Here is a 13,271-nt window from a genome sequence, read left to right on the forward strand (position 1 = left end):
CGTAGAGAGTCAGTTCGCTTTGGTTTCCAGCAGCCGCGGCACCCGGTCCAGCGCTTCCAGGGCCGCGCCGATCGCGGCGAGCACCGCCTGCCGGGCCGCCTGCGGCGTCTGTGCGGGCGCGCGCCAGCGGCCGTTGTCCTGGGTGGCCAGCAGGGCGGCGCGCAGCCGGTCCAGCTTGGTCCCGAGATCGGGGCGCAGCTGCGGGTCGCGCTCGTCCAGCGGGACGGCGAGTTGATCCAGGACGGTGCGGGTGACCTCGACATCGGCCAGCGTCGCCGGATAGGCCGCGCCCGCACCCTGATCGTCCAGGCCCGAAAGGTGGTCGCGCAGTGCGTCTTCCAGGATCTCGTGAGCACGGACCGGCAGGGTGGCCGGATCACCGGCGATATCGGTGCTGGTCAGCTTGTCCCCGATCGCGGCGATATCCGCGGTGAGCTTGTCGACCACGGGCAGCAGCTGATCCGGGCCCTGGCCGTGCCAGAGGCCGTACTCGAGGCGGTGCAGACCGGTGAATCCCGGATCGTTTGCTCCGTCCGGCAGACCGCCTGGCAGCCCGTCGACAGCGGTCCCCGCCTCGCCGAAGCTGTTGTACGACGCGCCGACCCGCTCCCACTCCTGCAGCGCGAGCAGCCAATCGGTCTGCGCGGCGGGGATATTGTGTGCCCGCAGATCCCGGCCGACCGTGCCGACGGCACCGGTCAGACGGGTCAGCACGCCCCGCACATACGCCTGGTACGCCTCGTTCGGCCCGTGCAGTTCGCTGGCGCGCGCGGGTTTGAAGGCCGGGGGCGCGTCGGTCTGCGGACCGGTGGCCTGCACGCGCGGCGAGGACAGCGACGGGCGGCCCGACATCAGGCAGACGATGGTGTAGCTGCCCGGATTCAGGGTCGCGGTCAGCTCGGCGGTGGTGCCGGGACCGATGTTCTCGATCTCACCGGCCACCGCTCCGTCCGCGTCGACCAGATCGATCTCGCCGGACTTGCCGGACGTGTTGTGCACCGCGATGGTCTGGGTGCCGGTGTGCGCCGAGGTCCATTCCGGCGCACACGCATCCGCGGTCACGGTGACCGTGTGCGTGGTGTTCGAACCGCCCGAGGGCAGCAGGGCGATGGCGGTGCCGGCCGCCAGCACCGGGACCAGCACCAGGGTCGCGCCGACCAGCACCGGACGCGGACCGGCGATCCGCTCCCACCAATCCGCGTGCGCGGGCACGGTTTCCGGCTTCTTCTCGGTGGGCTCGGCTTCCGGCTTCGCCGCCGCCGGCTCGGCCTCGGTCACGAGGGTGCGACCCGCCCTGACGAACAGCGGAATCACGGTGGCCAGGTAGGCGATCCACGCCACCACCTGCAGCACCGTCATCTTCGGCGACAGGTTGGTGATGCCGGTGATGATCGAGACCCACCACGAGTTCGGGTCGATGCGCGCGGTCAGGTCGAACGCGATCCAGCGTGCGCCCGGCAGCCAGCCCGCCTCCTGCAGATCACCGAGGCCGTAGGCGAGCACACCCGCCGCGATCACGATGAGCAGCACGGCGGTCCGGTTGAAGAAGACGCCGAGGTTCAGCCGCACGGCACGCCGGAACAGCAGCCAGCACAGCGCGATCGCGATACCCAGTCCGAGGGCCGCGCCGACCAGCGGGGCCGCCGTCGATCCGGCCGCCTTGATGGCCGTCCACACGAACAGCGTGGTCTCCAGGCCCTCGCGCCCGACGGCCAGGAACGCCGTCACCGCGAGCACGCCCGCGCCCAGTCCCGCGGCCCGCGCGACTTCGCCGCGCAGCTGTCCCGACAGCGAGGCTCCGGTCCGGCGCATCCAGAAGATCATCGCGGTGACCAGGGCCACGGCCATCACGCTCAGCACACCGGCGACCGCGGCCCGGGCCGAACTGGTCAGTGCGGCAGTCGAATACGTCAGCACGGCGGCAAAACTTCCCGCCACCGAGACCGCGCCGAGTACGCCCAGCCAGACCGGCGCGGTCGAGGCCGGGCGGTCCGGGGTGGACAGCCGGCGCACGGCGGCCAGCAGGATGGTCACCACGAGCCCCGCCTCCAGGCCCTCCCGCAGGCAGATCAGCAGATTCGGCACAGCCTCGGCAACACTCACGGCTGCCAAGGTAAGCCATACCTACATGCCAGTCCATCCCGGCCCCGTCGTCGGCCGGTAGCTCACATGACCATTCCGGGCGTCAGGCCCTGCTGGTGCAGCCACATCATGATCGCGCAGCACATCTGCATCATCGGCGACTGCATATCCATGGTGTTCATGTCCATTGCTCTCAGCTCCTCGAACCCCGGGCCGGACACACTCGCCGACCGCGTCGAATATGACGATCACACCGAGCGCCCCGCCGCCATCAGGGTCCGAGGACCTGATCTCCATGGCCGAAGTTCCCGCCCGCGGGCTCGCGTGTCCTCGCGGATGCCGCCCGGCCGGTTCGGTTACCGTCCGAGCGTCCCGGTCCGGAAGACGAGCAGCCGCATCGACGCGTACATGAACAGCCCTTCCCCGAGACCGCCCAGGACGCGGGCGATCCGGTAGTCGAGGCCGAGGGCGGCCACACCGCTGGTCACGCCGAGGATGAACACCAGGTAATTGACCGCGACCACAACGACATAAACCGCGACCTGCGGTCCGACCGCCGCGTGCGATTCGAAGTTGAGCGTGCGATTGAGCAGGTAGCTCAATCCGAATGCGGCGCAATAGGCCACGGTCACCGCGATCGGCAGCGCCAGCCCGAGCGCCCCGTGCAAGGCGGTGAGAACCACCAGATCCACCGCGAAGGTGCAGCCGCTCACCAGCAGGTAGCCCATGAAGGTCGGCGCTACCAGCCGCCCCAGTCCGAAGGGCAGCCACGCGACCAGCCGGTCGCACACCAGGTGGAACCAGCGAACCGGCCAGGCCGGTCGCGCCTCCGTCTCCATGCGCATCCGACCACGGTGGCATTGCAGCATGACCGCCAGGTGATCACCGGACCAACACCCGCCGGTCGATAACCATGAGCCACCGAGGTGTCGGCGTAGTTGTCAACTCGATTCCTGTTCCCTGCTTCCGAGGGAATGCAGGTAGGTACGAATGAAGGCCGCCGCCTCGGACACGCTGCGGAAGTGTTCGAGGCCGGCGTCGGGCGAGCCGGGCTGATCCGGCGCGAGAAGCACGGTCGCCCCGGGCGGGCTGAGACCGCCCTCCCGCAGGTTCGCGAGCAGCGCCATCACGAGGTCCGCGTGCGTGGCCCGGCCCGCCACCAGAATCCGGTTCGTCCGGATGCCGATGGTCAGCAGTTCCCGGTAGGCGGATGTCAGCTGCGCCGTCAAGTCACGCTCCGCCGCCGGTCTGTGCCGGCGACGCCGCGCGAGAACCGGACACCCGGTCGTCCGAGCCAGGGCCGCCGCATCCGTCTCGCGAAAGATACTGGGCCCGAACATGAATCGCGGTTCGTGCGGGAACAGGATCACACCGCGTGTGATGAGCGCCCCGATATCGCCCGTCCATGTCATCCTCGCCCCGATCGGCGCCGGATCGGCAGCGGTGATACGCCTCGGATTCTTGCGCATATTCCTTCGTTTCTCCCGGGAACCAGCGCTGAAAAATCCTATCGCGCAATCATTCCGAAATAAATCCGAATTTCTGAACAATTCACAAGCCAAATTTGTCAATCGAGCACGGTGGACTACCATCTAGAACCCGAAACCCTGTTCACCGAACCGCTCATGGTCATGCTTCCCGACGGCCATCGGCTCGCGGATCGCGCCGAGGTGCACGTCGGGGAACTCGTCGACGAGACGATAATCGGCGCGGCCTCCACGGATCCGGAATGGAACGCCTTCTGGGAGTTGAACGTCTATCGCGACGACCGGCCCGCCACGATCGTGAACCGCACTGCTTCGGCGCTGGAGACCCAGTACAAGGTACCCATGGGCCTGGGCATCGTGATCACCGTGGCCTGCGCGCGCTGGCGGCCGTTTCCCGGGATTCGGCTGGTGCCGATCGCCGGCGCCGCCCCGAACCAGGTCGAGGTCGGCTGGCGCGATGCGCGCGAGAGTGCCCTGGTGCGTTCGTTCGTAGATGTGGCCACGAAGATCCGGGACACTCGCCCCGACCTGGTCAAGCCCTTACAGGAGCCGGATTTCACAGACCGCACGATGCCTCTGCATCTGTGATCGGCGAGCCGGACATGTCGACCGCGCGGACGACAGTGCTTCGGCTCTACTCCGATCTGTGCCAGCAGTTTTCGCGCCGACTCGCTCGGATCCGCTAGAACACAACGCGGTAGAACAGAAACAAGAATTTCGGGTGCATTCAAAAGCGGTCGTTGTTTATCGACCCAATTGATGTCCGTCGGACACCAATTGCCAACGATGCGAAATGGGAAGTCAGGCGGTAGCGTCTGCCGCGCCGCTGTGCCGTACGCGACACTCGGCGGGGTGTGGGCCGGACGTGCTGGCTGACAGGCTGAATGGAGATTCTCGATGGGTCGTGGGTTCGGTACCGCGAATCGGCGGACGGTGCTTGGGTCGATGCTGGCCGCGGGCGCGGCGGGAGTGACCGGGCTGCCGGAGGGCATGGCGGAGGCACTGGCCGAACCGGGGCGCTCGGGTTCGCTGGATCAGGTACAGCACGTGGTGATCCTCATGCAGGAGAACCGATCCTTCGATCACTACTTCGGAACCATGAGCGGTGTGCGGGGCTTCGGTGACAAGCGCGCCCTGCGGCTCCCCGCCGGCGGCTACGACCCGATCCTGCAGGCGGCCATGGACACCGCCCTCGCCGGCGGGCCCGGGACCGATCTGGGCAGCGGGTCGGCGGGCACCGGAAGCGCCAGCGGATCGGCCAGCGGATCGGGCAGCGGGAGCAGCAGCGGGTCGGCGGGCGGCGACAACCGGGACGCGTTCCATCAGCCGGATGCCTTCAGCAGCACCGGATTCCTGCTGCCCTGGCACGTCGACACCACCCGGGTGGACGGGCAGGATCTCGGCGATCTGGCGCACGACTGGAACACCACGCACATGGCGTGGGCCGACGGCGCCTACCACTCCTGGATCGCGGCCAAGTCCAAGATGACCATGGGCTACTTCACCGAGGCCGACATTCCGTTCCATCGCGCACTGGCCTCCGCGTTCACCATCTGCGACCACTACTTCTGTTCGATCCAGGGACCCACCACACCGAACCGCCTGTTCCACTGGACCGGCACCATCGACGCCGCCGGCCGGGCGGGCGGCCCCGCCGTGTCCAATCCCCCGGACTACCGGCCCGTGTACACCTGGACCACCTATCCGGAACGCCTGCAGCAGGCCGGGATCTCGTGGCAGGTGTACGCCGACTCGCACAGCGGCGGCGACTTCCTCGCCGACTTCGGCGACAATCCGCTGTGGCTGTTCCGCGCCTATCACGACGCGGCGGCCTCGTCCGATCCCGCGGTCCGCCAGCTGGCCGACCGCGCCAAGGTGACCACCACCGGCATGACGCCCGCGCCGGCCGGAACCGACGGCACCAATGTCGATTACGTGCTGCAGCAGTTCATTTCCGATTGCGCCGCCGGCACCCTGCCGCAGGTGTCCTGGGTGGTCGCGCCGGCCGGCTACTCCGAGCACCCCGCCTACCGTCCCGCCGACGGCGCCGCCTACATCCAGCGCGTCCTGCAGGCCCTGTGGGACAACCCGAAACTGTGGGAGTCGACGGTCCTGCTCGTCAACTACGACGAGAACGACGGCTTCTTCGACCATGTAGTGCCGCCGACCGCGCCTCCCGGCACCCCCGACGAGATCCTGCCGTCGCTGGAGATCACCGGCACCGACCTGAATTCCGGCTCGGCGACGCTCGGGCTGTCCTCGGGCTCGGCGACCATGGACACCCTGATCAGCCGGGCCGGGGCGCTGCTGGGCGGGCAGTCGCCGATCGGCCTGGGACCTCGGGTGCCGATGCTGGTCATCTCACCGTGGAGCCGTGGTGGCTACGTGAATTCCCAAGTGTTCGACCACACCTCGGTGCTGCGCTTCCTGGAGCAGTGGACCGGCGTCGCCGAACCCAATATCTCGGCCTGGCGGCGCGCCGTGTGCGGCGACCTCACCAGCTGCTTCGATTTCGGCAAGCGCGACACCAGCATTCCCACCCTGCCCGACGCCAATGCCGAGCGCGCTCGGGCCGCCGGTCAGAAGAACCTGCCCAAGCCGACCCCGCCCTCCCCCGCCGGACAGCAGATGCCGGTCCAGGACGCGGGCCGCGCCAAGGCCCGACCGCTGCCCTATCAGCCGGTCGCCTGGGTGGAGGTGGCCGGCAACGCCGCGACGGCCCGGTACGGCAACCAGGGCGGGGTGGCCATGCCGTTCCAGACCTTTGCCTACCACGACAATTCGATCCGCCAGACCGTGGTGGCCCCGGGTGGGACCGCCCAGGAGCGATTCCAGCTCGGCGGCTCCTACGACTTCGCGATCCACGCCCCCAACGGGTTCCTCGTCGAGGCGGCGGGCACCGCCGACACCGCGGCCCTCACCGCCGCCGCCGCCGTCGGCGGCACCGCCGACCAACCCACTTTCATTGTCACCGTGGGCAATTCCGGCAGTTCGGCACTGACGGTCCAGGTGAGCGGCGGTTCCCCCATCACGATCGACGCGGGATCCAAACGCGATATCACCGCCCCGCTCGACCAGGGCTGGTACGACCTGACGCTCAGCCTCTCCGGAAACTCCAACTGGCGCAGGCACTTCGCCGGTCACCTGGAGACCGGCAGCGCGAGCAGCACCGCGTAGTCGCGGCCACACGGCCTTCGGATCCGGAATCCCGGATCCGAAGGCCGGCTTCAGGATTCGAACGCCGCGGCGCGCCAGCCGGGTAGGGCGTCGGGGTTCGCCCGCAGGTATTTGAGGGACTGCTTCATATACACACGGGGGTTGGTGTCGAGGTGGGCCACCCACGTGGGGCGCGGGTCGCCGCGCATGACCGTCCAGCAGGCCAGGGCGTAGCCGTACATGGGCTGGGAGAGGTAGCCCAGGCGTTGGGAGCGCCAACCGCGGCTGTTCTGCGAGAACTGGAAGGCCGCATTGGCATTGAAGACACCGAGGCCGAGGTAGACCGTGGCCAGATCGGTGAGTTGTTCGCCGTCGTGCCGGTCCGGTGCGATCCGCTGCTCACCGAGCAGCCGCTCGTGGGCCAGTTCGTGGGCGACGGTCGCCACCAGGGTGACCGGTGAGCGCAGGCGCGCCAGCTCGAGCGTCACCACCGCCTGCCCGTGCTCCAGCCGGTAGTGCCCGGCCTCACCGCGGGCCGCGCCCTCCAGCTGCATGAGCTGGTCGGGCGGCGCCGCACCGGCCGAATCGAGTTCCACGACAATGCGATCCCGCCCCACCCCCATGTACCGGACCAGCCGCTCCACGACCGCGAGCGCCTGCGATTCGGCGCCCGAGTAGGTGTCCGGGAAGTAGTCGGAGGTCGGGAGGATGACGGGGGTGCGCAGCGTCCTGGTGCCGAATTGGGTGGCGCACCAGGACAGCATCTCCTCGACCCAGAACCGTTCCACCTCCCGCACCGGGCAGCGCGGCCTGAAGAAACCCATGCCGCATTATGTCCGGGTCACGCGCGAGATGCGCGGTGAGAACATCGGCGGCGCGTATTCGCCGACCAGGGTGCGAACCCACCAGGCGTGGGTCTCCAGCAGCTCGCGAGGACTGGTGAAGCGGTACTCGTAGAGCAGGGCACGGACATAACGGGGCGGGACGTCCGGGAAGGGATTGCGGCGCAGCAGCCGCACGGTGGCGGGGTCGTTGCGCAGCAGGCGCTGGAGTAAGCCGTCGAACCACGGCCGGGCATAGCTGGACGAGTGGGCCGCGAACCACATGAGCCAGTCCAGGCGCAGGTGGTACGGGGCCCATTGGCGGGGCAGCCGACGGGGGTCGCCGGGCTTGCCCTTGAATTCGTATTCGCGCCAGTGGGTGTGGGCGGTGAGCGCGACTTCGTCGGTGCCCTCGACGACCACCTCGTAACGGACGCGGTCGACGACGCCGAACGCCCCGAACGTATTGATCAGGTGGAAAGGATTGTAGGACTGGTTCATTCGCTGATGGCTCGACAGCATATTGCGGACCGGCAGGTAGCTGAGCACCACGGTGCAGGCCGCGAAGAAGAACACCGGCACCGTGAACCAGAGCGGCGAGTCCGGCAGTGCCGGTGGCGCGGGTATCGGAAACACCGTTGCCACGGCGGAATCGGAGACGGCGGCCCAGGCGAGCACGATGACCAGCCAGTTGAGGAAGGCGAAGTTGCCCGACAGCACCAGCCACAGCTGCGTGACGATGACGATCCCGGCGGCCACGCTCGCGACCGGCTGTGGAGCGAAGAGCCCGAAGGGCACCACCAATTGCGCCACATGATTGGCCCCCGCCTCGATCCGGTGCAGTGGTCTCGGCAGCCGGTGGAAGAACCAGCTCAGCGGGCCGGGCATGGGCTGGGTCTCGTGGTGGTAGTAGAGGCAGGTCAGATCCCGCCAGCACCGATCACCGCGCAGTTTGATCAGTCCCGCCCCGAACTCCACCCGGAACACCAGCCACCTGGCCAGCCACACCACCAGCACCGGCGGCGCCACCCGGTCGTTGCCGAGGAACGCGACCAGGAAACCGGCCTCCAGCAGCAGCGACTCCCACCCGAACGAATACCAGACCTGCCCCACATTGACGATCGACAGATACAGCACCCACACCAGCAGCCACACCGCCACGGCCGCCCACAGTGGCAGCAGATCCGCGACCCCGGCCACCAGGGCCGCCGACACCGCCGCTCCGCCCCAGGCCACCGCTGCGAAGAACCGGTCGGTGTAGTGCAGCTGAAAGACGCTCGGCGCCACCCGGAACGGCCGCCGCGCCACGAACCGCGGCACCGGCAGCATGCCATGTTCCCCGGTCAGCGCCGGGAACTGCCGGGCCGCCGCCACGAAGGCGATCAGATAGACGGCCGCGATCCCGCGCTCGATCACCTGCCGCGCGAACCAGTATTCCGGTGCGATGAACCACTCCATCCCGCGCCTCCTGCGCCGGCCGTGTCACCTCGGGCACTAAGTCCGTCCACTTGGAAGCGTACTCACCCCGCGCGCACCGGCCCGGGTCGCTGACCCGGGCGGCCGTTGACTCCCCGCCCGCCAACGGCCGCGGTCGCAGCCGCTGCGCGGGCCGGACCCGCGCACCCCACTGCACGGTTCACTTTTCCGTAGCCCGACGGGTCTGTCTGTCGGATATTCGACGGACACCGGGGCGTCCGCGGAGATGCCATGCTGGTTCGAATCCGGTTCGGTACCGTGACCGGGTGCTGCGCGAAGCCGACCCGACCCACGCCGCGGTCGCGCAGGAGGCGACGTGGCTGGCCATCCGGTTCCGGCACGCCGCCTGCCTGCTGCTCACCGTGGTGCATCTGGCCGGCGGGGCCGCCGACCCGGGCATGGGGCGGACGTTCACCGTGCTGCTGGCGATGTGGTCGACCGGCCGGCTGTGGGGGCGGCGCCTGGGTCCGTGGTGGACCGCGGCCGATGTCGCGGTGGTGGCGATCTACCTGCTGGGCACGGTCAGTGTGGCCGCGTCCGGCGTCGGCACCGGAGACCTCATCGATGTGAAGGTCGTGGCGGCAACGGTGATCTCGGTGGGTATCGCTGAGCGGGTGCGAATATCGGCGGCGGTGACCGTGCTGGTCCTCGCCGCGCTCTACTGGGCCAATCGCGGTACGCCCGGTCTCACGCCGTGGCGCTTCCTGTCCGATCTGGCCGTCGCCTACCTGCTGGTGGAGTGGCTGCTCGCGGTGGGGGTGCGCCGGGTGGTGCTGCGCGCGGCCATCGTGCACGACCAGACCGTAACGGCGGCCGCCGACTCCCGCATCGCCGGCGAGGTCGCCGCGGCCCGGCGGCGCTACGAGCACGAGCAGTGGGCGGTCATGCACGACACCGCCGCGGCCACCCTGCTGATGGTGGGTCAGGGCGCGGCCGCCGATCGCGAGCGCATCGCCCGGCAGGCCGCGCGCGATCTCACCGTGCTGGAGTCGGGAATCCCGCTGCCGGGCGATGATTCGTCGGCCGACCTCTCGGAATTGCTGCGCGAGTTGACCATCGAATGCTCGGCCCCGATCACCCTGCTCGCACCGGGTCCGCTGCCGATCCGCCGGGCGCTGGCGTGGACGGTGACCGCGGCCGCGCGGGAGGCGCTCACCAATATCGACCGGCACGCCCGCGCCTCGAACGTCGTTATCAGCGCCGGGCCCGGGACGCTGCTGATCACCGACGACGGCATCGGATTCGACGGCGCGCCCGGCGAGGACCGCTACGGCATCCGGCATTCGATAATCGAGCGACTGCGGGCCGTGGGCGGCGACGCGGAGGTCACCGGCACCCCCGGGCACGGCACCGAGGTCCGGCTGCGCTGGCCGGTCGCCGCACCGGTTGCCGCCGAGGATCATTCGTTCGGCGCACCGGCGGCCGCCTCCGGAATCGACCGGCTCGGGCGCAGTTTCGGGTACGGCATGGTGGGCATCGCGGTCGCCGACACCCTATTGCAATCGACCCTCACCACCGCCGCGGCGACGCCCCCGGCGGCGGTGAACGCGCTGCTGGTCGCCGTGAACGTGGCGTGTGCCCTGGCGGCGCTCGCGCCGCGCCGCCGCGAATCGGTGACGCTGACGCTCATGGGCATGGCGATCGCCGCCTCGCTGCTGCTCATTGCCCTGCTGCCGCCGGATGCCGTACTGGCGGGCGCGAACTGGTCGATCGGTGCGTCCGGCTGGGCCGTGGTGGCGCTGGGCTTCCGGCTGTCGCCGCGGCTGTCGCTGTCCGCGCTGAGCGTCTGGTGGGTCCTGGTGTGCGCGCTGGTGCTGGCCCGCGCGCCGGGCGTCGAAACCCTCACGGTGCTGGGGTATCACACCGCGGCCATCTTCTTCCTGCAGATGCTGACCGCCTGGTTCGCCGCCACCCTCGATCGAGCCACCCGGCAGGCCGCCGCCCTGCACCGGGAACGACTGCGGCACCGCACCGCCGACGCGGTCGGGCGCATGACCGAGCAGGAGTGCCTGCACCGCTATCGCGAACTGCTGACCGAATTCACCCCGCTGCTAGCGGGTCTCGCCGACGGCACCCGGGATCCCGGGGACCCGGCGGTTCAGGCCGCCGCCCGCACCGAGTACGCGCGCCTGCGCCGCCTGTTCACCCAGCAGGACGGTCTCGGCCACCCGCTGCTGTCCGACCTGCGCACCGGTATCGACGCCGCCGAGCGACGCGGGGTGGCGGTGACCGTCGAGGCGGACGTCGATGTCGGTCGCGGCATCGGGCCCGCCGACCGCGACCTGCCCGATGTGGTCCGGGGCCATCTGGTGGCGGCGACCCGGATCATGCTGGACGCCAGCCGTTCCCGAGCCAGGGTGGTGGTGACCGCGGACGCCGCGGGCTGTACCGTCAGCGCGCTGGGCGACTGCCCGGCCGACACGCTGGACCGCCTGTCCATGCTGTCCGGCACCGCGCTCGACGCTGCCGGCGCGGTGCACACCGAGGTGGTCACCGCCGGCGAATTGCTGTGGGCGCGACTGCATCACCGTTTCCAGGCCGAAGGGGCCCGATGATCCGCATTGCCATAGTCGACGACCACCCGCTGATCCGCGACGGCGTGCGCGGCTGGTGCGCCGCGGCCGAGCCGCGCATCGAGGTGGCGGCCGACCATCCGGATCCGGCGACCTTCCTGGCCGCGGGCGGTCCGGACCGCGGCGACCTGGACGCCATCGTGCTGGATCTCCAATTCGACCAGCGCGCACCGGATCTGAGCGCGCTGGGGACGATCTGCGAGCGTGGTCACCGGGTGGTGGTCTATTCCCAGTACACCGAACCCCACCTGGTCCGGGACTGCCTGGATCTCGGCGCGGTCACCTATCTGTCGAAAACCGAAGGGCGCGAACACCTCATCGCCGCCCTTCACGCCGCCGCCGAGGTGCGGCCGTACCTGAGCCCGACCATGGCCCGGGCCATGAGCGCCGACGGCGATGACCGGCCGCGACTGTCCGGCCGGGAGCGCGAGGTGCTGCTGGCCTGGTTCCAGACCGAGTCCAAAGCCCTTGTCGCCCAGCAGCTCTACATCACGGTCGGCACGGTCAACACGTACCTGGAACGCATCCGCGCCAAGTACGCGGCGGTCGGACGCTCGGCCCCGACCAAGGCGGCCCTGGTGGCGCGCGCCATTCGCGACGGCCTGATCACCACCGACGAGCTCTAGTCGCCGCCATCCTCGTCGAGGTCGACGTCGATCTGGTCGCGGTCGGCCCACTCCAGCAGCGGTTCGATGTCGAACACCGCCTCGTCGATGCCCGCGTGCAGGTCGCCGAGTTCGGCGTAGCGTGCGGGCACGGTCTTCATGGTGAAGTCGCCGGGGTGCACTTCGGGAATCTCGTTCCAGCGCACCGGAGTCGACACCGTAGCCTCGGGCACGCCGCGCACCGAGTACGCCGCCGCGATGGTGTGGTCGCGGGCGTTCTGGTTGTAGTCCACGAACAGCTGGCCCGGATCGCGATCCTTGCGCCACCAGGCGGTGGTGACATCCGCGGGCCCGCGCCGCTCCACCTCGCGGGCGAAGGCCAGCGCGGCCCGGCGCACCTCCTGGAATCCGAAGCGGGGCGCGATGCGGACGTAGACGTGTAATCCCTTGCCGCCGGACGTTTTCGGCCAGCCGACCGCACCCAGCTCGTCGAGCACCTCGTGCACCACCCCGGCCACCAGCTGCACCCGCGACCACGGACAGTCCGGCATCGGGTCGAGATCGATGCGCCATTCGTCGGGGAGTTCGGTATCGAAGCGGCGCGAGTTCCAGGGGTGGAACTCGACCGTCGACATCTGCACCGCCCAGATCACGTCGGCGAGCTTCTCGACACAGAGTTCGTCGGCGGTGCGGCCGTAGCGCGGGAAGTACAGCTGGACAGTCGGAATCCAGTCCGGCGCACCGCCGGGCAGGCGTTTCTGGTGGACCTTGCCGCCGGGCAGGCCCTTCGGGAAGCGGTGCAGCATGCACGGCCGGTCCCGCAGCGCGTTGACGATCCCGTCGCCGACGCTCAGGTAGTACTGCACCAGATCGAGCTTGGTCGCCCCGGTTTCGGGGAAGTACACCCGATCCGGATTGGACACGCGCACCGTGTATTCGCCGACCGGCACCTCGATCGCCGGTGCGGCTGACTTGCTGGCCACCCGTCCGACGGTAACCGGCATTCCGGCCATCCGCGACCGGCTCGCCGTGAACCGCACACCGAACTAGAACACGTTATAGTTCACCTCG

At 69.4% G+C, this 13,271-nt stretch carries 10 protein-coding genes; 4 read left to right on the top strand and 6 right to left on the bottom strand.

The genetic code is table 11. The features are described 5' to 3' along the window. Nucleotides 1–9: 9 nt before the first annotated feature. The 3 genes from efeU to ABZ909_RS19370 all read right to left on the bottom strand — a co-directional run bounded on the left by efeU (nucleotide 10) and on the right by ABZ909_RS19370 (nucleotide 3,311). Nucleotides 10–2,103, bottom strand: a complete 2,094-nt coding sequence (gene efeU / locus ABZ909_RS19360; protein WP_357001282.1) for an iron uptake transporter permease EfeU — start codon at nucleotides 2,101–2,103, stop codon at nucleotides 10–12. A gap of 335 nt (nucleotides 2,104–2,438) precedes the next feature. Next, nucleotides 2,439–2,927 carry a GtrA family protein gene (locus tag ABZ909_RS19365; protein WP_357001285.1) on the bottom strand — a complete coding sequence of 163 codons (489 nt, stop codon included), beginning with the start codon at nucleotides 2,925–2,927 and terminating at the stop codon, nucleotides 2,439–2,441. A gap of 96 nt (nucleotides 2,928–3,023) precedes the next feature. Continuing rightward, nucleotides 3,024–3,311 carry a hypothetical protein gene (locus ABZ909_RS19370; RefSeq protein WP_357001288.1) on the bottom strand — a complete coding sequence of 96 codons (288 nt, stop codon included), beginning with the start codon at nucleotides 3,309–3,311 and terminating at the stop codon, nucleotides 3,024–3,026. A 351-nt stretch (nucleotides 3,312–3,662) separates the two neighbouring features. Here ABZ909_RS19370 and ABZ909_RS19375 point away from each other — a divergent pair, with 351 nt between their 5' ends. Both ABZ909_RS19375 and ABZ909_RS19380 read left to right on the top strand, forming a co-directional pair. Further along, a complete protein-coding gene (locus tag ABZ909_RS19375; protein ID WP_357001290.1) occupies nucleotides 3,663–4,157 on the top strand; it encodes a LysR substrate-binding domain-containing protein in 495 nt (164 codons plus the stop codon). Nucleotides 4,158–4,466: 309 nt separating this feature from the next. Then, a complete protein-coding gene (locus ABZ909_RS19380; RefSeq protein WP_357001292.1) occupies nucleotides 4,467–6,746 on the top strand; it encodes a phosphocholine-specific phospholipase C in 2,280 nt (759 codons plus the stop codon). Between the two features lie 50 nt (nucleotides 6,747–6,796). On the opposite strand, the gene ABZ909_RS19385 is transcribed toward ABZ909_RS19380, so the two are convergent. After that, complete coding sequence (locus ABZ909_RS19385) at nucleotides 6,797–7,549, bottom strand: hypothetical protein (protein WP_357001294.1); 753 nt, start codon at nucleotides 7,547–7,549, stop codon at nucleotides 6,797–6,799. 6 nt (nucleotides 7,550–7,555) lie between these two features. Further along, the gene (locus tag ABZ909_RS19390) at nucleotides 7,556–9,004 is read right to left on the bottom strand and encodes a lipase maturation factor family protein (protein WP_357001296.1); all 1,449 of its coding nucleotides are present in this window, start codon (nucleotides 9,002–9,004) and stop codon (nucleotides 7,556–7,558) included. A 284-nt stretch (nucleotides 9,005–9,288) separates the two neighbouring features. Here ABZ909_RS19390 and ABZ909_RS19395 point away from each other — a divergent pair, with 284 nt between their 5' ends. After that, a complete protein-coding gene (locus ABZ909_RS19395) occupies nucleotides 9,289–11,577 on the top strand; it encodes a hypothetical protein (protein WP_357001299.1) in 2,289 nt (762 codons plus the stop codon). Continuing rightward, the gene (locus ABZ909_RS19400; RefSeq protein WP_357001301.1) at nucleotides 11,574–12,221 is read left to right on the top strand and encodes a response regulator transcription factor; all 648 of its coding nucleotides are present in this window, start codon (nucleotides 11,574–11,576) and stop codon (nucleotides 12,219–12,221) included. The genes ABZ909_RS19395 and ABZ909_RS19400 overlap by 4 nt, the downstream gene beginning before the upstream one ends. Here the strand turns inward: ABZ909_RS19400 and ligD are convergent. Continuing rightward, nucleotides 12,218–13,183 carry a non-homologous end-joining DNA ligase gene (gene ligD / locus ABZ909_RS19405; RefSeq protein WP_357001304.1) on the bottom strand — a complete coding sequence of 322 codons (966 nt, stop codon included), beginning with the start codon at nucleotides 13,181–13,183 and terminating at the stop codon, nucleotides 12,218–12,220. The genes ABZ909_RS19400 and ligD overlap by 4 nt on opposite strands. Nucleotides 13,184–13,271: the final 88 nt, after the last annotated feature.

It is taken from the genome of Nocardia sp. NPDC046763, from assembly GCF_040645495.1.
Classification (GTDB): domain Bacteria; phylum Actinomycetota; class Actinomycetes; order Mycobacteriales; family Mycobacteriaceae; genus Nocardia.